The organism is Enterobacter cloacae complex sp. IR53041 (assembly GCF_049238285.1).
Taxonomy (GTDB): Bacteria; Pseudomonadota; Gammaproteobacteria; order Enterobacterales; family Enterobacteriaceae; genus Enterobacter; species Enterobacter roggenkampii.
The window spans coordinates 24,576-43,600 of the sequence record NZ_JBMKHB010000020.1 but is presented as its reverse complement, the minus strand read 5'-3'; the positions used below and the strand labels follow the sequence as shown (position 1 = coordinate 43,600).

Here is a 19,025-nt window from a genome sequence, read left to right as displayed (position 1 = left end):
ATGGATTAGCGGGAATTACTTACCAATACAGAAGCTCGAGAAGATCCGTCCCAGCAGATCGTCCGACGTAAACTCCCCGGTGATCTCGCTCAGATTCTGCTGCGCCAGACGCAGCTCTTCCGCCAGCAGTTCACCTGCCCACGCGCCAATCAGCTGCGCTTTGCCCTGGTCAAGATGGCGTGCCGCCTCTTCCAGCGCCTGCAGGTGACGGCGACGCGCCAGGAAGCCGCCTTCCATGCTGGTATCAAAGCCCATGCTCTGCTTGAGATGGTTACGCAGGTCATCCACGCCTTCACCGGTCCGCGCCGACAGGCGAATCAGTGAGTGACCATTCACATCGCTGATACCGAGCGTTTCGCCGGTCACGTCCGCTTTGTTACGCACCACGGTGATCGGCAGTTTGGCCGGCAGACGGGCAATAAAGTCCGGCCAGATCTCTGCCGGGTCAACGGCGTCGGTCGTGGTGCCATCCACCATAAACAGCACGCGGTCGGCCTGCTCGATCTCCTGCCAGGCGCGTTCGATACCGATGCGCTCAACCTCGTCGCTGGCATCGCGCAGACCGGCGGTATCGATGATGTGCAGCGGCATGCCGTCGATGTGGATGTGCTCGCGCAGCACGTCGCGAGTGGTGCCGGCAATGTCGGTTACGATTGCCGCTTCACGGCCCGCCAGGGCGTTCAGCAGGCTCGATTTACCGGCGTTCGGGCGTCCGGCAATCACCACCTTCATCCCTTCACGCAGCAGGCTGCCCTGGCGCGCTTCTGCACGAACGGCGTCGAGATCGGCCATCACCTGGTTGAGCTGGGCTTCGATTTTGCCGTCAGAGAGGAAGTCGATCTCCTCGTCCGGGAAGTCGATAGCCGCTTCCACGTAGATCCTAAGGTGAGTAAGTGCGTCCACGAGGTGATTCACACGCGCGGAGAATGCGCCCTGCAGCGAGTTCAGAGCAGAGCGGGCCGCCTGTTCAGAACTGGCGTCGATCAGGTCAGCAATGGCCTCAGCCTGCGCCAGGTCGAGCTTGTCGTTGAGGAAGGCACGCTCGGAGAACTCGCCCGGCTTGGCAATGCGCAGGCCCGGCAGGGTCAGGATACGTTTTAACAGCAGGTCGAGGATAACCGGGCCGCCGTGGCCCTGAAGCTCCAGCACGTCTTCACCGGTAAAGGAGTTCGGGCCGGGGAACCACAGCGCAATGCCCTGGTCCAGCGGCGTGCCGTCGGCATCTTTAAACGGCAGGTAATCAGCGTAGCGCGGCTTTGGCAGTTTACCCAGCACCGCTTCGGCCACCTCGCGTGCCTTCAGGCCGGAGATACGCAGAATGCCTACACCACCGCGTCCCGGTGGGGTTGCCTGGGCGACGATAGTGTCGTTATGGCTCATGGTTGCTCTCGTTCAATACAAATAAAAAAGGCGGTCAATCGACCGCCCTTATTTTAGCGTTAACTTATCGGATCAGGACTTTTTCTTTTCGCGGCTATGCAGGCCACGTTTTTCCAGACCACGGTAAATCAGCTGCTGCTGGATGATGGTCACCAGGTTGCTGACGATATAGTACAGCACCAGACCTGACGGGAACCACAGGAAGAACACGGTGAAGATGACCGGCATAAAGGTCATGATCTTCTGCTGCATCGGGTCGGTCACGGTGGTCGGCGACATCTTCTGGATGAAGAACATCGTCACGCCCATCAGGATCGGCAGGATGTAGTATGGATCCTGTGCGGACAGGTCATGGATCCAGAGTGCGAACGGCGCGTGGCGCAGTTCAACGGAACCCATCAGCATGTAGTACAGCGCAAGGAAGATTGGCATCTGAATCAGCAGCGGGAAGCAGCCACCCAGTGGGTTCACTTTCTCTGCTTTATACAGGGCCATCATTTCCTGGCTCTGACGCTGTTTGTCATCGCCCAGACGCTCACGCATCGCCTGAATCTTCGGCTGCAGCATGCGCATCTTCGCCATGGAGGTGTACTGCGCTTTAGTCAGCGGGTACATGATGCCACGAACGATGAAGGTGATAACGATGATGGAGAAGCCCCAGTTACCCAGGAAGCTGTGGATGAACTTCAGCAGCTTAAACAGCGGCTGAGAGATGAACCACAACCAACCGTAATCCACGGTCAGATCCAGGTGCGGCGCAACAGCGGCCATTTTGTCCTGAATTTCCGGGCCAACCCACAGGGTGCTGGCGAGCTTACCGGTTTGACCCGGCTGTACCAGAACCGGCTGAGATTTGTAGCCGATGGCTGCAAGGCCGTTACCCAGGTTCGCGGTATAGAAGTTGTTGGTACCGTCGTTATTTGGCACCCACGCCGTCGCGAAATACTGCTGCAGCATCGCCACCCAACCGCCTTTAGCGCTGACGTTCAGGTTTTCGTTATCGGCAATGGTGTCGAATTTGTATTTCTCGTACTTCGCGTCAGGCGTGGAGTACGCCGCGCCACGGAAGGTGTGCAGCGCAAAGTTGCTGCTTCCGGTGTCACGGTGAGACGGCAGATTGATGGACTGCTTCAGCTGGCCAAAGGTCGACAGCTCCAGCGGTTTCGCACTGGCGTTCTGTACGCTGTAGCCCACGTTCACCGCATACTCACCGCGCTTCAGGGTGAAGGTTTTGGTGAAGGTGTTGCCTGCGGCGTCGGTATAGGTCATCGGGATAACGAGTTCGTTCTGGCCATCAGCCAGCACAAAGGTGTCGTTCTCGACGTTATACAGTGGACGCGCACCGTTAGCCGGGTTATCCGGGCCGTCACGACCGGTCAGGCCGCTCTGCGCCTGGTAGATAAACTCAGGCGTGGTTTCCAGTAACTGGAACGGTTCGTTAGACTTCAGCTCTTTCGGGTAGGTCAACAGCAGCGCCTGCTCAACATCACCACCACGGGTGTTGATTGTCAGCTCAAGCACATCGGTCTTAACCGTAATCTGTTTCCCCTGGCCACTGGCCGGTACGCCCTGGTCGGCGGCGCTACCCGCTGCGGTGGTCGTAGTCTGCGTGGTCTGCTGCTGGGGTTGAGGATTTTTATCCTGCTCCCATGCCTGCCAGATCATGAAAGACACGAACAACAAAGCGATGATAAGAAGATTGCGTTGCGAATCCATCGTTAGTGTTCTCTGGTATCAAAGGGTCCTGGGGGGACGGGGTCGTCTCCACCGGGGTGTAAAGGGTGGCATTTTAATACGCGTTTCACCGTCAACCAACTGCCTTTTATCACTCCAAACCTGCGCAATGCCTCAATTCCGTAGCTTGAGCATGTTGGTGTGAAACGGCAGTGCGGCCCGAGTAGCGGACTAATCAGGCGTTGATAGACCCGAATGAGGGCTATCAGGACCCGGGAGCCAGGCGACAGTGGCGGCGCCATAATTTTTCCAACGCTTCCGAGAGAGCACGGTTATCGAGGTCGGCAACCCCTTTCTTCGCCACCACCACGAAATCCATTGAAGGCAGTTCGTGCTGACGTAAACGGAAGCTTTCACGCGTCAGACGTTTAATCCGATTGCGTTCATGCGCACGCTTAACATTTTTCTTGGCGACTGTGAGACCGATGCGGGGATGCCCCAGCGAATTTTGGCGGCCGAGGATGGTGATTTGCGGCGTGCCAGCCCGTTGTGGCTGCTGGAAGACGAAAGTGAAATGAGCGGGAGTTAACAAACGTAACTCCCTGGGAAATGCTAGCTTAACCACTCAGGGGTTAGCTTTATTACTTGGAAACGGTCAGACGAGCGCGGCCTTTAGCACGACGACGTGCCAGAACCTGACGACCATTTTTAGTAGCCATACGAGCACGGAAGCCGTGAGAACGGTTGCGCTTCAGTACAGACGGTTGAAAAGTGCGTTTCATGGCGATTTCTACCTAAACTTGAATAAATTCACTGACTTTTGCGTATACCCGAACGAGTTTCGAACGACTAACGCCTCAGCGTGGGTGATTAAAGAGGCCGGATTGTAATAATTGTACACTCCGGAGTCAATTCTCTTTCCTTATTTCCCGCGTATTTCCGCACGTTTTCGCGTGGAAAATGAGCAACGGACGACGCAGGAAGATGAGCATCACGCGCCGGGTCGAGGATTATACGGGCTCACCGATAAAGCGCAAGGATCGTCCCGGATCTTCGTTAGATCATTTAAGCAATAAATTGGCTGTGCTCATTAATTTTTCCAATATGCGGGCTAAATCGTGGGGCACTCGCGCCAGGATCGTTTACACTTAACCGGTTTCTGATCTTCCTGTGGATAAATCGGGAAGAATCTGTGAGAAACAGAAGATCTCTGGCTCAGTTTAGGCTATGATCCGCGGTCCCGATCGGGATCCCAGGATCCTGGTCAGGATAAATTGCAGATAGCAATTCGCACGTCCCCCTTTACACAGGGTCATGCCGATGTGCGCCAACAATCATGAATATTCAATAGTTTTCTTTTATTGTTCGAGTGGAGTCCGCCGTGTCACTTTCGCTTTGGCAGCAGTGTCTTGCCCGATTGCAGGATGAGTTACCAGCCACAGAATTCAGTATGTGGATCCGCCCGTTGCAGGCGGAACTGAGCGATAACACGCTGGCTTTGTACGCGCCAAACCGTTTTGTGCTCGATTGGGTAAGGGACAAGTACCTTAATAACATCAATGGACTGCTGAACGATTTCTGCGGGTCTGATGCCCCACAGCTGCGCTTTGAAGTGGGCACAAAGCCGGTCACCCAAACCGTACGTGAAACCGTGAATGTGGCTGCGCCTGCTCAGGCCGCACCCGCGCCGGCCCCTCGCGTCGCTCCTGCTCGTCAGGGTTGGGATAATGTTCCTGCACCGGCTGAGCCAACCTACCGCTCTAACGTAAACGTCAAACACACGTTCGATAACTTCGTTGAAGGTAAGTCGAACCAGCTGGCGCGCGCGGCGGCTCGCCAGGTTGCTGATAACCCCGGTGGGGCCTACAACCCGCTGTTCCTGTATGGCGGCACGGGTCTCGGTAAAACGCACCTGCTGCACGCGGTGGGCAACGGCATTATGGCGCGCAAGCCCAATGCCAAAGTGGTGTATATGCACTCCGAACGCTTCGTTCAGGACATGGTAAAAGCCCTGCAAAACAATGCGATCGAAGAGTTTAAACGCTACTACCGTTCCGTTGACGCGCTGCTGATCGATGACATTCAGTTCTTTGCCAATAAAGAACGATCGCAGGAAGAATTTTTCCACACCTTCAATGCCCTGCTGGAAGGCAATCAGCAGATCATTTTGACCTCGGATCGTTATCCAAAAGAGATCAACGGCGTTGAAGATCGTCTGAAATCCCGCTTCGGCTGGGGCCTGACCGTGGCGATCGAGCCACCGGAGCTGGAAACCCGCGTCGCGATCCTGATGAAGAAAGCCGATGAAAATGACATTCGCCTGCCGGGTGAAGTGGCGTTCTTCATTGCCAAGCGTCTGCGCTCCAACGTGCGTGAGCTCGAAGGGGCACTGAACCGCGTTATCGCCAATGCCAACTTTACCGGTCGTGCGATCACCATCGATTTTGTGCGTGAAGCGCTGCGTGATTTGCTGGCATTGCAGGAAAAACTGGTCACTATCGACAATATTCAAAAGACGGTGGCTGAGTACTACAAGATCAAAGTGGCAGATTTACTGTCTAAACGTCGTTCCCGCTCGGTGGCGCGCCCGCGTCAGATGGCGATGGCGCTGGCAAAGGAGTTAACCAACCACAGTCTGCCGGAAATCGGGGATGCGTTTGGTGGCCGTGACCATACGACCGTGCTGCACGCCTGTCGCAAGATTGAGCAGTTACGCGAAGAAAGCCACGACATAAAAGAAGATTTTTCCAATCTAATCAGAACATTATCATCGTGACGCTATGAAATTTACCGTTGAACGTGAACATTTATTAAAACCGCTGCAACAGGTGAGTGGCCCATTAGGCGGCCGCCCAACGCTGCCTATTCTCGGAAACCTGCTGCTTCAGGTCGCGGACGGTACGCTGTCGCTGACCGGTACAGATCTGGAAATGGAAATGATCGCGCGCGTTACGCTGACGCAGCCGCACGACGCGGGCGCGACCACGGTTCCGGCACGTAAATTCTTTGATATCTGCCGCGGGCTGCCGGAAGGTGCTGAAATCGCCGTGCAGCTGGAAGGCGACCGTATGCTGGTGCGCTCTGGCCGCAGCCGTTTCTCGCTCTCCACGCTGCCTGCAGCGGACTTCCCGAACCTGGACGACTGGCAGAGCGAAGTGGAATTCACCCTGCCGCAGGCGACGATGAAGCGTCTGATTGAAGCCACCCAGTTCTCCATGGCGCATCAGGACGTGCGTTACTACTTAAACGGCATGCTGTTCGAAACCGAAGGTGAAGAGCTGCGTACCGTGGCGACCGACGGCCACCGTCTGGCGGTCTGTTCCATGCCGATTGGCGACTCGCTGCCAAACCATTCGGTCATCGTGCCGCGTAAAGGGGTGATTGAGCTGATGCGTATGCTCGACGGCGGCGACACGCCGCTGCGCGTGCAGATCGGCAGCAATAACATCCGCGCCCACGTGGGCGATTTTGTCTTCACATCGAAGCTGGTTGACGGCCGTTTCCCGGATTATCGCCGCGTATTGCCGAAGAACCCGGACAAAACGCTGGAAGCCGGTTGCGATAGCCTCAAGCAGGCCTTTGCCCGTGCGGCTATTCTCTCTAACGAGAAATTCCGCGGCGTGCGCCTGTACGTGAGTGAAAACCAGATCAAAATCACCGCCAACAACCCGGAGCAGGAAGAGGCAGAAGAGATTCTGGACGTCACCTACGCCGGGGCTGAGATGGAAATCGGCTTCAACGTTAGCTACGTGCTGGATGTGCTGAACGCGCTGAAATGCGAGAACGTGCGCATCCTGCTGACCGACTCCGTTTCGAGCGTACAGATTGAAGATGCCGCATCACAGTCGGCTGCCTATGTTGTCATGCCAATGAGACTGTAATGTCGCTCACCCGTCTGTTGATCCGCGACTTTCGCAACATCGAAAGCGCGGATCTCGCTTTATCCCCTGGCTTTAATTTCCTGGTTGGCGCGAACGGTAGCGGCAAAACCAGCGTGCTGGAAGCCATCTATACGCTCGGCCACGGCCGGGCGTTTCGCAGTTTGCAGATTGGTCGCGTGATTCGCCACGAGCAGGAATCTTTTGTTCTGCACGGGCGTTTACAGGGCGAGGAGCGGGAGACCGCCATCGGCCTGACCAAAGACAAGCAGGGCGACAGCAAGGTGCGCATCGACGGTACCGACGGCCACAAGGTGGCCGAGCTGGCACTGCTGATGCCGATGCAGCTGATCACGCCCGAGGGGTTTACTTTACTCAACGGCGGCCCCAAATACAGAAGAGCGTTCCTCGACTGGGGATGCTTTCACAACGAAGCCGGATTCTTTAACGCCTGGAGCAACCTGAAGCGTCTGCTCAAGCAGCGTAACGCCGCGTTGCGCCAGGTGACGCGCTACGCCCAGCTGCGTCCGTGGGACATGGAGTTAATCCCTCTTGCGGAACAAATCAGCAACTGGCGTGCCGAATACAGCGCAGGTATTGCCGAAGACATGGCCGACACCTGCAAACAGTTTTTACCCGAGTTCTCTCTCACCTTTTCCTTCCAGCGCGGCTGGGAGAAAGAGACGGACTATGCCGAGGTGTTAGAGAGAAGCTTCGAGCGCGACCGCATGTTGACCTACACCGCGCACGGCCCGCACAAGGCGGATTTCCGCATTCGTGCCGACGGTGCGCCGGTGGAAGACACGCTGTCGCGCGGGCAGCTCAAGCTCCTGATGTGTGCGTTGCGCCTGGCGCAGGGGGAGTTCCTCACCCGCGAGAGCGGGCGACGCTGCCTGTACCTGATAGATGATTTTGCCTCGGAACTTGACGACGCGCGGCGCGGGCTGCTTGCCAGCCGCTTAAAAGCCACGCAGTCGCAGGTTTTCGTCAGCGCCATTAGCGCTGAACACGTTATGGACATGTCGGACGAAAATTCGAAGATGTTTACCGTGGAAAAGGGTAAAATAACGGATTAACCCAAGTTGAAATGAGCGAGAAACGTTGATGTCGAATTCTTATGACTCCTCCAGTATCAAAGTCCTGAAAGGGCTGGATGCGGTGCGTAAGCGCCCGGGTATGTATATCGGCGACACGGATGACGGCACCGGTCTGCACCACATGGTATTCGAGGTGGTAGATAACGCTATCGACGAAGCGCTCGCGGGTCACTGTAAAGACATCGTGGTCACCATCCATGCGGATAACTCCGTCTCCGTCACCGATGACGGCCGTGGCATCCCAACCGGTATTCACCCGGAAGAGGGCGTCTCCGCGGCGGAAGTGATCATGACCGTCCTGCACGCAGGCGGTAAGTTCGACGATAACTCCTATAAAGTTTCCGGCGGCCTGCACGGCGTAGGTGTTTCGGTAGTAAATGCCCTGTCGCAGAAGCTGGAGCTGGTTATCCAGCGCGAAGGCAAAATTCACCGTCAGCTTTACACGCACGGCGTGCCGCAGGCACCGCTGGCCGTTACCGGCGACACCGACAAAACCGGTACCATGGTGCGTTTCTGGCCGAGCCTCGAAACCTTCACCAACGTCACCGAGTTCGAGTACGACATCCTGGCGAAACGCCTGCGTGAACTGTCGTTCCTGAACTCCGGCGTCTCGATTCGCCTGCGCGACAAACGCGACAACAAAGAAGACCACTTCCACTACGAAGGCGGTATCAAGGCGTTTGTTGAGTATCTGAACAAGAACAAAACGCCTATTCACCCGAATATCTTCTATTTCTCCACCGAAAAAGACGGCATCGGCGTTGAAGTGGCGCTGCAGTGGAACGACGGTTTCCAGGAAAACATCTACTGCTTTACCAACAACATTCCACAGCGTGACGGTGGTACCCACCTTGCAGGCTTCCGTGCGGCGATGACCCGTACCCTGAACGCCTACATGGACAAAGAAGGCTACAGCAAGAAAGCGAAAGTCAGCGCCACCGGTGACGATGCCCGTGAAGGCCTGATTGCCGTGGTTTCCGTGAAGGTGCCGGATCCGAAGTTCTCCTCACAGACCAAAGACAAGCTGGTCTCTTCCGAGGTGAAATCGGCGGTTGAGCAGCAGATGAACGAACTGCTGAGCGAATACCTGCTGGAAAACCCGTCCGACGCGAAAATCGTGGTGGGCAAAATTATTGATGCGGCGCGTGCCCGTGAAGCGGCGCGTAAAGCCCGTGAAATGACCCGTCGCAAAGGCGCGCTGGACTTAGCCGGCCTGCCGGGCAAGCTGGCTGACTGCCAGGAACGCGACCCGGCGCTGTCCGAACTGTACCTCGTGGAAGGGGACTCCGCGGGCGGTTCTGCGAAGCAGGGCCGTAACCGTAAGAACCAGGCGATTCTGCCGCTGAAGGGTAAAATCCTCAACGTTGAGAAAGCCCGTTTCGACAAGATGCTCTCTTCTCAGGAAGTGGCGACGCTCATCACCGCGCTGGGCTGCGGCATCGGCCGTGACGAGTACAACCCGGACAAACTGCGCTACCACAGCATCATCATCATGACCGATGCCGACGTCGACGGCTCGCACATTCGTACGCTGCTGTTGACCTTCTTCTATCGTCAGATGCCTGAAATCGTTGAGCGTGGCCACGTCTACATTGCCCAGCCGCCGCTGTACAAAGTGAAGAAAGGCAAGCAGGAACAGTACATCAAAGACGACGAAGCGATGGATCAGTACCAAATCGCAATCGCGCTTGATGGCGCGACCCTGCACGCGAACTCGCACGCCCCTGCACTGGCCGGTGAGCCGCTGGAGCGTCTGGTGTCCGAGTTCAACGCCACGCAGAAAATGATTACGCGTATGGAACGCCGTTATCCGAAAACGCTGCTGAAGGAGCTGGTTTATCAGCCAACCCTGACCGAAGCCGAACTGAGCAACGAGCAGACCGTCACCCGCTGGGTGAACGCTCTGGTGAGCGATCTGAACGAAAAAGAGCAGCATGGCAGCCAGTGGAAATGCGATGTTCAGCAGAACGCTGACGGGCAGTTCGAGCCGATCGTGCGCGTGCGTACCCACGGCGTCGACACCGACTACCCGCTGGAGCACGAGTTTGTCACCGGTCCGGAATACCGTCGTATCTGCACGCTCGGCGAGAAGCTGCGCGGCCTGATCGAAGACGATGCGTTCATCGAACGTGGCGAACGTCGTCAGCCGGTAGCCAGCTTCGAGCAGGCGCTGGACTGGCTGGTGAAAGAGTCCCGTCGCGGCCTCGCGATCCAGCGCTATAAAGGTCTGGGCGAAATGAACCCGGAGCAGCTGTGGGAAACCACCATGGATCCGGAAAGCCGTCGCATGCTGCGCGTGACAGTTAAGGACGCGATTGCTGCAGACCAGCTGTTCACGACCCTGATGGGCGATGCGGTTGAACCACGTCGTGCCTTCATCGAAGAGAACGCCCTGAAAGCGGCAAATATCGATATTTAATCGACGTGATACCGCACGATAACTGGCCGCGCGTTTAGCGCGGCTTTTTTATGGGCGCGGGCATATCCTGCGACAGCACTGACGGTAAGCGACTGGCGAGCGTATCGACGGCAATCCTCACTCTCAGCGGCAGGTGCGGCGTCTGCTGCCAGACGGCATGAACGTCAAAATGGACATCCGGCGCCTGCTTCAGGAGCGGGACGAGCTTTCCCTGATGAATTTCTTTAATGGCCATCCAGCAGGGGAGCCAGGCAATCCCGTGTCCGGCCAGCGCCGCGTCGCAGATGGCCTGCAAATCATCCATATTGAGCGATGAGCGGGGAGTAAAGGTGTGCGAGGTCCCTTCGTTATCCATCAGTTGCCAGGGTAACACTCTGCCTGCGCGCAGATAGTTAATCGCCGTATGATGGGGTAAGTCAGCCACGCTTTGCGGCTGGCCTTTGTTCTGCAGATAATCCGGCGCAGCGCACAGCACCATGCGGTGTTCGCCCAGCTTTCTGGCGACCAGCATGCTGCTGTCCTGCAGCGTGCCGTTACGCACCGCCATATCAAACCCTTCCTCCACCAGATCCACCACGCGGTCGCTGAACGACATCTCAAGCTCAAGCCCGGGATGTTCCTGCGCCAGTTCAATCAACAGCGGCGCGACGCACTGGCGGCCAAACAGTACCGGCATGGCAACGCGCAGGCGGCCGCTCACCTGCTGTTTCCCCGTTTCAAGCAGCGACTCTGCGCCCCGAATTTCCTCCAGCGCACGCAGGCACCGTTCATAAAAAAGGGCGCCGTTATCGGTCAGGCTCTGGCTGCGGGTGGTGCGCTGAAACAGCCGTACCCCCAGTCGCTCCTCGAGACGAGCGATGCTTTTTCCTACCGCCGAGCGTGACAAATGCAGACGAATGGCGGCCTGAGCGAAACTACCCGCCTCTACGGCAGCCACAAAAACAGGGATATCCTTCAGCGTGTCGGTCATGAATTGTATCTTTTTTGGCATCAATATAGAGAAAACTTATCGCCACTGGCGACCATGCGTCAACGGTAGACTGTCAGTACTAAAGCTTACTTGATGGCCGGAGAAAAAAATGACCGAGACAATGCAACGCTGGACGATGAGCGCCCTCGGGCGCGAGAGCCTCACGCTTATTCAGGAGCCCATTCCCCAGCCAGGTCCGGGTGAAGTGCGCGTAAGGGTGAATGCCGTTGCGCTCAACTATCGCGACAAAATGGTGATTGAAGGCACGATGCCGATTCCGCTTTCCTTCCCGTTTACCCCGGCGTCTGACATGGCGGGCGTCGTCGACAGCGTTGGTGAAGGCGTCACGCGTTTCCAGCCCGGTGCCCGCGTCATCTCAACCTTCTTTCCGGAGTGGATCGACGGTAAGCCGCAGGCGGACGCGCGCAATTTGCCCTATAAAACGTCCGGCGGCTATTTCCAGGGAATGCTGGCCGAGTACGTGATTGTGAAGGAAGACGCGCTGGCGGCATCGCCGGAAACCCTGGATGACGCAGAGGCCAGCACCTTACCCTGCGCGGGGCTTACCGCCTGGTTCGCACTGGTGGAACGCGGTCAGCTGCGCGCCGGGCAATCGGTGCTGGTACAGGGAACGGGCGGCGTGGCGATTTTCGCCCTGCAAATCGCAAAAGCGCACGGCGCAGAGGTCATTGTTACGTCCGGGAGCGATGAAAAGCTGGCGCTGGCCAAAAAGCTGGGGGCCAGCCAGGGCATCAACCGCCTGAAAGGCGACTGGGCTGAAGAGGCGCTGGCGCTGACGCAGGATCGCGGCATCGACCATATTATTGAAACCGTGGGGGGCGAGAACCTGAAGCACTCCCTGCGCGCCGTTGCCGTTCATGGACGTATCTCGGTCATTGGCGTGCTGGCCGGGTCTGACATTTCGCTCTCTGCTGGCGAACTGTTGCTGAAATCTCCCGTCATTCAGGGGATCGGCGTGGGGCACCGCCGGGCGCTGGAGGATTTCGTCCGCGCCGTGGATGTCACCGGGTTGAAACCCGTGATTGAGCATCGCTACCGTTTTAACGAGCTTGAACAGGCACTTGAGCATCTGGATCGCGGTGCGTTTGGTAAAATCGTTCTCACCCGCGAGTAGGTCTTTGTTCCTCGGGATAGGCGTAAAAGGGGGCTTTTGTTGCGCAAGGTAGCTCTATTTTTGTGTGCTTAATCGCGTTAGCATGAGGCAGCACTCATTTATCCCGGGGAACTCATGGCTATCAAACTTATTGCAATCGATATGGACGGCACGCTGTTGCTGCCAGACCACACTATCTCTCCAGCCGTTAAGAACGCGATCGCCGCGGCACGCGCAAAGGGCGTGAATGTGGTCCTCACCACGGGGCGTCCGTATGCGGGCGTGCACAGCTACCTGAAAGAGCTGCACATGAATCAGCCCGGCGACTACTGCATCACCTATAACGGCGCGCTGGTGCAGAAAGCCGCGGATGGCAGTACGGTTGCGCAAACCGCGCTAAGCTACGATGACTACCGGTTCCTGGAAAAACTGTCCCGTGAGGTGGGTTCCCACTTCCACGCTCTCGATCGCAATACGCTTTACACCGCCAACCGTGATATCAGCTACTACACGGTACATGAATCCTACGTGGCGACCATTCCGCTGGTGTTCTGTGAAGCCGAGAAGATGGATCCGGCCACCCAGTTCCTGAAAGTGATGATGATCGACGAGCCGGAGATCCTGGATAAAGCGATTGCGCGCATTCCGGCCGAAGTGAAAGAGAAATACACCGTGCTGAAAAGTGCGCCGTACTTCCTTGAAATCCTCGATAAACGCGTCAATAAAGGCACCGGCGTGAAATCGCTGGCCGACGCGCTGGGCATCAAGCCGGACGAAATCATGGCGCTGGGCGATCAGGAAAACGACATCGCGATGATTGAATTCGCGGGCATGGGCGTAGCGATGGATAACGCTATTCCGTCGGTGAAAGAAGTGGCTAATTTTGTCACCAAATCCAACCTCGAAGACGGCGTGGCTTACGCCATTGAGAAGTTTGTGCTGAACTAAACACCCGCTTGCGATACCCTGATGCGATAACTGCGCATCAGGGTATCCTCATGAAACAAATCACCTTCGCTTCCCGCAACCACCAGCTTACTAACATCAATACCTGGACGCCGGACAGCCAGTGGCTGGTCTATGACGTGCGCCCGTCAGGTGCATCGTTCACCGGTGAAACCATCGAGCGGGTTAATGTTGTTACGGGCGAGGTCGAGGTGATTTATCGCGCTACTGACGGTGCGCACGTTGGCGTGGTGACCGTTCATCCCGCGCAGGAGAAATACGTTTTTATCCACGGCCCGAAAAACCCGGATGCGGACTGGCACTACGATTTTCATCATCGCCAGGGGGTAATTGCGCATCACGGGCAGGTGAGCAATCTGGACGCAATGGATATCACTTCACCGTTCACCCCGGGCGCGCTGCGCGGCGGCAGCCACGTCCATGTCTTTAGCCCGAACGGCCAGCTTGTCAGCTTTACCTATAACGACCACGTGCTGCACGTGCGCGATGCGAAGCTTGATTTACGCAACGTCGGCGTGGCAGCGCCTTATGGCCCGGTGAATCCGCCGGGAAACCATCCTCGTGAATACCCGGGGACTTACTGGAGCGTGCTGGTCAGCCGCACGACGCCCAACCCGCAGCCGGGCAGCGACGAAATTAACCGCGCCTACGAAGAGGGCTGGGTGGGCAACGGCAGACTGGCGTTTATCGGCGATACCCTGTCTGCAACGGGTGAGAAAGTGCCTGAACTGTTTATTGTTAACCTGCCAGAAGATGAACAGAGCTGGAAACGGGTGGGCGATGCGCCGCTTCAGGGCACCGCAGAGACCCTGCCAGCCCCGCCTGCTGGGGTGAAGCAGCGTCGTTTGACCTTTACGCATCAAAGGGCCTATCCGGGCCTGGTGAACGTGCCGCGTCACTGGGTTCGCAGCAATCCGGAGGGGACACAGATCGCGTTTCTGATGCGCGACGATAACGGCATTGTGCAGCTGTGGCTGATCTCACCTGAAGGCGGCGAGCCGCGCCAGCTGACGCGTAACGGGAGCGATATTCAGTCTGCGTTTAACTGGCATCCGGCGGGTGATCGGCTGGGGTTTGTGCTCGAAAACCGGATCGCCTGCTGTGACGCGCAGACCGGAGCGGTGACGTTTTTGACGTCCGATCACGGCAATCCGCCGTCTGCGGATGCCGTCGTATTTTCCCCGGACGGGCGCTTTATTGCGTGGATGGAAGAGACGGACGGTTTCCGTCAGCTCTGGTTAGCGGAAACCGCGCAGAACTAGCGCGGCGGCATCTCTGCGGGCGGAATGACGGCGTTTGTCGCCAGATTTTCCTGCTCGCTTTTCTCTACCCGTGAGCGCACGGAGTCGTCCTTACGGAATAAATCCCACGGCAGCAGAAGCGTGTCCGCCACAGCCGTAAACGGCATATCCAGGATAACCAGGGATTTGGTGCCCCAGTTTGTATCGTCATCGGAGATCATCGCCGCGCTGGCGCGCGTCCCCGGATATGTTCCTTCTTTACCGCCGGTGTGAGACATCACGCTCGAACACCCGCAAAGTAAAACTACCCCGCTGAACGTCGTCAGCTTTATCAGAACATTTTTCATCATCACTCAGTCATCGTTAATGGCACTGCATAGACCTGCAACTCAGGGTTATAGCGAGCCTTATCCAAAATGGATAGCCCGATAACCCCGCACTGTGGCAGCCATCGCAATTTAACCCTTTGTGCTGTTGTCCCAGTCTATGCGAGATGCAGGAAAGTGCAAAAAAAAGTGCAGTTGTCATGCTTGAAAAGCCCGGTTGCAGACCCATTTTAAGAATACGACCCGATAACGAACTCGCCTGATGGGTGTTCGGGGGGCGTAAAGGCCTGTCCATGGTGGAAGGCTTAATTTTCTCGCTGATTTCAGGAGTTTTATTTATGCGTAACTTCGATCTTTCTCCGCTATACCGTTCTGCAATTGGTTTTGACCGCCTGTTTAACCATTTAGAAAATAACCAAAGCCAGAGCAACGGCTACCCTCCATACAATGTTGAGCTGGTTGACGAAAACCACTACCGCATCGCCATTGCCGTCGCCGGTTTTGCAGAAAACGAACTGGAGATCACCGCGCAGGACAACCTGCTGGTGGTGAAAGGTTCCCATACGGCCGAGCAGAAAGAACGTACCTACCTTTACCAGGGCATCGCTGAGCGCAACTTTGAACGCAAGTTCCAGTTAGCCGAGAACATTCACGTGAAAGGCGCGAACCTGGTCAACGGCCTGCTGTTTATCGAACTGGAACGTGTGATTCCGGAAGAGAAAAAACCGCGTCGTATCGAAATTAACTAATTATGCGGGTCGCGCGAGCGGCCCACCCAGACCTGCTTGCCGTAACGGGAGCATATGCGAATCCATCCGGATTTGCAGGAACAACTGCGCACAAAATTAAACTGTGCCGAACTCGCTTCTCAGAAGGAGATTTAGTATGCGTAACTACGATTTATCCCCCTTACTTCGTCAGTGGATTGGTTTTGACAAACTGGCTAATGCCCTGCAAAACACCGCTGAGCAACAGACGTTTCCGCCGTACAATATCGAAAAAAGCGACGATAACCACTATCGCATCACCCTGGCGCTGGCCGGCTTCCGTCAGGAGGATCTGGATATTCAGCTCGAAGGCACGCGTCTGACCGTGAAAGGTACGCCGGAGAAACAAGAGACCGAGACCAAATGGCTTCATCAGGGGCTGGTTAATCAGCCGTTTAGCCTGAGCTTTACCCTGGCAGACCATATGGACGTCTCCGGCGCAACGTTTACCAACGGGCTGCTGCATATTGACCTGACCCGTAACGTACCGGAAGCCATCGCACCGCAGCGTATCGCCATTAGCGACCGGCCGGCGTTGAATAGTTAATAAGCCCGCCGAACCTGTAGGTCGGGTAAGGCGCAGCCGCCACCCGACACTGCTCACAGACCGCACAAGGCCCTGCCCCGGCAGGGCTTTTTTGTGCGCCATCGCCCATACAACCGCCCACGGCTCTGAGAGAATCCTTAGCATAACTAAGGTTATGCCAAGGAAGTGGATCATGAGTGATATCGCGTTAACCGTCAGCGTGTTGGCCCTGGTCGCTGTTGTTGGCCTGTGGATAGGGAATATCAAAATCCGCGGCGTCGGGTTTGGGATAGGCGGGGTGCTATTTGGCGGCATTTTTGTCGGCCACTTTGCCGACCAGCTCGGGCTGGTGCTGAGCGCCGAAATGCTCCACTTTACCCAGGAGTTCGGCCTGATCCTGTTCGTTTATACCATCGGGATTCAGGTGGGACCGGGTTTTTTTGCCTCACTTCGGGTCTCCGGATTGCGGCTCAACCTGTTTGCCCTTGGCATTGTGGTGATGGGCGGGCTGGTCACCGCCATTCTGCATAAAATCTTTGCTATCCCGCTGCCCGTGGTGCTGGGCATTTTCTCCGGGGCGGTCACCAACACGCCCGCGCTCGGTGCCGGGCAGCAAATCCTGCGCGATTTGGGCATCGAACCCGGCATTGTCGACCAGATGGGGATGAGCTACGCCATGGCCTATCCGTTTGGCATTTGCGGCATTCTGCTCTCCATGTGGCTGGTCCGCGTCCTGTTTCGCATTAACGTCGATAAAGAGGCGAAGGACCACGAAACCACGCTTACCAACGGCCATATGCCGATCAAAACCATCAACATTCGGGTCGATAACCCCAACCTGAACAATATGGCGATTCAGGACGTGCCGATCCTGAACAGCGCCAATATTATCTGCTCCCGCCTTAAGCGCGACGATATGCTGATGGTGCCTGCCCCCGGCACCATTATTCAGCAAGGCGATCTGCTGCACCTGGTGGGCCAGCCTGGAGATTTGAACAATGCCCGTCTGGTGATTGGTCAGGAAGTGGATACCTCGCTCTCAACGCGCGGCACCGATATGCGCGTTGAACGCGTTGTGGTAACCAACGAGCACGTCCTTGGCAAAAAAATACGCGATCTGCAGGTAAAAGAGCGTTATGACGTCGTGATCTCCCGCCTTAACCGTGCGGGTGTCGAGCTGGTCGCCAGCCCGGAGGCCAGCCTGCAGTTCGGGGATATCCTCAACCTGGTGGGGCGCCCGTCTTCCATTGACGCCGTCGCGGATATGGTGGGTAACGCGCAGCAAAAACTGCAGCAGGTGCAGATGCTACCGGTGTTCATCGGTATCGGGCTCGGCGTGCTGCTCGGCTCCATCCCGCTGTACGTGCCGGGCTTCCCGGTGGCGCTCAAGCTGGGCCTGGCGGGCGGGCCGCTGATTATGGCGCTGATCCTCGGGCGTATCGGCTGCATCGGTAAGCTCTACTGGTTTATGCCGCCGAGCGCCAACCTGGCGCTGCGCGAGCTGGGCATCGTGCTGTTCCTGGCGGTGGTCGGGCTGAAGTCCGGCGGGGATTTCGTCGACACCCTGCTCAAGGGCGAAGGGATGAGCTGGGTCGGCTACGGCATCTTTATCACGGCGATCCCGCTGCTGACGGTGGGCATACTGGCGCGGATGTTCGCCAAAATGAACTACCTGACGCTGTGCGGCATGCTGGCGGGTTCCATGACCGATCCGCCCGCGCTGGCCTTTGCCAATAACCTGCACACCACCAGCGGCGCGGCCGCGCTCTCCTATGCCACCGTCTACCCGCTGGTGATGTTCCTGCGCATCATCACCCCGCAGCTACTGGCGGTGCTGTTCTGGGGGATGAGCTAGTAAATCTTCCGGGTGGATGCGCCGCAGATGGTAGTCCACCTGGTAATCACTGGTATTTCGGAACATCACGGAATAGTTGAGAAACTCGCCGCTGTCGCTGTAGGAAAGGGAGGTGATACGCAACAGCGGTGTCTGTTCCGGCAGGTTCATATAACCCGCCAGCTGCTTATCGGCCAGCACCGGCGTCAGGCTCTCGTAGTTGCCGCTGATGGTGATCCCGCACTCCTTCTCGATGTAATCAAACTTTGACCCTTCAAGATGCGCCAGCGACAGATTGCGAAACAGCTTCACCGGCATAAAACTGTCCTCCAGCATCAGCGGTTTTCCGTCCACGTAGCGCACCCGCCGGGAAAAGTAGATCCGCTCATCCACCTGAATTCGCAGCTGGCTGGCGATGGCGGGCGGGGCGGGCATCACTTCGAACTGCAGCACCTTGCTCTGCACCTCTTTTCCCTGCTGACGCAACACTTCCACCAGCCCGGTCAGGTTGGTGGTTTCGTGGTGAACGTCTTTGCGTGACACAAACGTGCCGCTGCCGTGCCGCCGTTCAACCAGCCCCCAGCTCACCAGCAGATCCAGCGCCTTGCGGATGGTCATTCGCGCCACGCCGAACTCCTGCGCCAGCGCTTTCTCGCCCGGCAGCGGACTGCCGATATTGTAGTCCGACGAATTCAGCCGCAGCCGCAATCTGTCAGCAATGGATTTGTAGATCACCAGTAGACCTCTCTGCCCTTATCAGGGCGTGGATAGCGTCCTGACATGTCCATATTTACCGTAAAAAGTAGACCTGATTGGTCAAAATAAAACCATGA

At 56.9% G+C, this 19,025-nt stretch carries 18 protein-coding genes and 1 other annotated feature; of the genes, 10 read left to right on the top strand and 8 right to left on the bottom strand.

All coding sequences use genetic code 11. The features are described 5' to 3' along the window. Positions 1-15: 15 nt before the first annotated feature. The 5 genes from mnmE to rpmH form a co-directional block, all read right to left on the bottom strand. Complete coding sequence (gene mnmE / locus ACOTXF_RS15210) at positions 16-1,380, bottom strand: tRNA uridine-5-carboxymethylaminomethyl(34) synthesis GTPase MnmE (protein ID WP_045414777.1); 1,365 nt, start codon at positions 1,378-1,380, stop codon at positions 16-18. 72 nt (positions 1,381-1,452) lie between these two features. After that, positions 1,453-3,096, bottom strand: coding sequence for a membrane protein insertase YidC (yidC, locus tag ACOTXF_RS15205; RefSeq protein ID WP_008500173.1), 1,644 nt, complete (start codon positions 3,094-3,096; stop codon positions 1,453-1,455). 2 nt (positions 3,097-3,098) lie between these two features. After that, positions 3,099-3,356 (bottom strand): membrane protein insertion efficiency factor YidD, encoded by a 258-nt coding sequence (gene yidD / locus ACOTXF_RS15200; RefSeq protein WP_001307474.1) that lies wholly within the window; start codon positions 3,354-3,356, stop codon positions 3,099-3,101. Next, positions 3,320-3,679 (bottom strand): ribonuclease P protein component, encoded by a 360-nt coding sequence (gene rnpA, locus ACOTXF_RS15195; RefSeq protein WP_021242673.1) that lies wholly within the window; start codon positions 3,677-3,679, stop codon positions 3,320-3,322. Before rnpA ends, yidD begins: the two co-directional genes overlap by 37 nt. 16 nt (positions 3,680-3,695) lie before the next feature. Continuing rightward, positions 3,696-3,836: a 50S ribosomal protein L34 gene (gene rpmH, locus ACOTXF_RS15190; protein WP_000831330.1), complete on the bottom strand. Its 141-nt coding sequence runs from the start codon at positions 3,834-3,836 to the stop codon at positions 3,696-3,698. A gap of 599 nt (positions 3,837-4,435) precedes the next feature. Here rpmH and dnaA point away from each other — a divergent pair. Genes dnaA through gyrB form a run of 4 tightly spaced genes read left to right on the top strand, consistent with a single transcriptional unit; the run spans position 4,436 to position 10,448 of the window. After that, positions 4,436-5,830, top strand: a complete 1,395-nt coding sequence (gene dnaA / locus ACOTXF_RS15185) for a chromosomal replication initiator protein DnaA (protein ID WP_010426558.1) — start codon at positions 4,436-4,438, stop codon at positions 5,828-5,830. Between the two features lie 4 nt (positions 5,831-5,834). Continuing rightward, positions 5,835-6,935, top strand: a complete 1,101-nt coding sequence (dnaN, locus tag ACOTXF_RS15180; RefSeq protein ID WP_008500170.1) for a DNA polymerase III subunit beta — start codon at positions 5,835-5,837, stop codon at positions 6,933-6,935. Beyond that, positions 6,935-8,008, top strand: a complete 1,074-nt coding sequence (gene recF, locus ACOTXF_RS15175) for a DNA replication/repair protein RecF (RefSeq protein WP_008500169.1) — start codon at positions 6,935-6,937, stop codon at positions 8,006-8,008. Before dnaN ends, recF begins: the two co-directional genes overlap by 1 nt. A 28-nt stretch (positions 8,009-8,036) precedes the next feature. Next, entirely contained in the window at positions 8,037-10,448 is a 2,412-nt protein-coding gene (gyrB, locus tag ACOTXF_RS15170) for a DNA topoisomerase (ATP-hydrolyzing) subunit B (protein WP_045414779.1), read from the top strand. Positions 10,449-10,482: 34 nt separating this feature from the next. On the opposite strand, the gene ACOTXF_RS15165 is transcribed toward gyrB, so the two are convergent. After that, positions 10,483-11,418, bottom strand: a complete 936-nt coding sequence (locus tag ACOTXF_RS15165) for a LysR family transcriptional regulator (protein WP_032654294.1) — start codon at positions 11,416-11,418, stop codon at positions 10,483-10,485. Positions 11,419-11,527: 109 nt separating this feature from the next. Between ACOTXF_RS15165 and ACOTXF_RS15160 the strand changes: the two genes are divergently transcribed. The 3 genes from ACOTXF_RS15160 (at position 11,528) to ACOTXF_RS15150 (ending at position 14,760) form a co-directional block, all read left to right on the top strand. After that, entirely contained in the window at positions 11,528-12,553 is a 1,026-nt protein-coding gene (locus ACOTXF_RS15160) for a zinc-dependent alcohol dehydrogenase family protein (protein ID WP_023326373.1), read from the top strand. Between the two features lie 114 nt (positions 12,554-12,667). Beyond that, entirely contained in the window at positions 12,668-13,480 is an 813-nt protein-coding gene (gene yidA, locus ACOTXF_RS15155) for a sugar-phosphatase (protein WP_008500165.1), read from the top strand. Positions 13,481-13,530: 50 nt separating this feature from the next. Next, complete coding sequence (locus ACOTXF_RS15150) at positions 13,531-14,760, top strand: DUF3748 domain-containing protein (RefSeq protein WP_047745063.1); 1,230 nt, start codon at positions 13,531-13,533, stop codon at positions 14,758-14,760. On the opposite strand, the gene ACOTXF_RS15145 is transcribed toward ACOTXF_RS15150, so the two are convergent. Further along, positions 14,757-15,089 (bottom strand): YceK/YidQ family lipoprotein, encoded by a 333-nt coding sequence (locus ACOTXF_RS15145; protein ID WP_021242679.1) that lies wholly within the window; start codon positions 15,087-15,089, stop codon positions 14,757-14,759. The two genes, ACOTXF_RS15150 and ACOTXF_RS15145, sit on opposite strands and share 4 nt — an antisense overlap. A 249-nt stretch (positions 15,090-15,338) precedes the next feature. Next, positions 15,339-15,410 (top strand) — a sequence feature (ROSE (Repression Of Heat Shock gene Expression) occurs in the 5'-region of heat shock genes and acts as an RNA thermometer to modulate expression.). Here ACOTXF_RS15145 and ibpA point away from each other — a divergent pair. The 3 genes from ibpA to ACOTXF_RS15130 all read left to right on the top strand — a co-directional run bounded on the left by ibpA (position 15,404) and on the right by ACOTXF_RS15130 (position 18,213). Continuing rightward, a complete protein-coding gene (gene ibpA, locus ACOTXF_RS15140; protein ID WP_008500162.1) occupies positions 15,404-15,814 on the top strand; it encodes a small heat shock chaperone IbpA in 411 nt (136 codons plus the stop codon). (Overlaps the previous feature by 7 nt.) Before the next feature lie 136 nt (positions 15,815-15,950). Beyond that, on the top strand, positions 15,951-16,379 hold the full coding sequence (gene ibpB, locus ACOTXF_RS15135; protein WP_008500161.1) for a small heat shock chaperone IbpB: 429 nt from the start codon (positions 15,951-15,953) through the stop codon (positions 16,377-16,379). A gap of 172 nt (positions 16,380-16,551) precedes the next feature. Beyond that, entirely contained in the window at positions 16,552-18,213 is a 1,662-nt protein-coding gene (locus tag ACOTXF_RS15130) for a putative transporter (RefSeq protein ID WP_025910734.1), read from the top strand. On the opposite strand, the gene ACOTXF_RS15125 is transcribed toward ACOTXF_RS15130, so the two are convergent. Next, positions 18,181-18,927, bottom strand: a complete 747-nt coding sequence (locus tag ACOTXF_RS15125; RefSeq protein WP_008500159.1) for a GntR family transcriptional regulator — start codon at positions 18,925-18,927, stop codon at positions 18,181-18,183. The genes ACOTXF_RS15130 and ACOTXF_RS15125 overlap by 33 nt on opposite strands. Positions 18,928-19,025 lie beyond the last annotated feature (98 nt).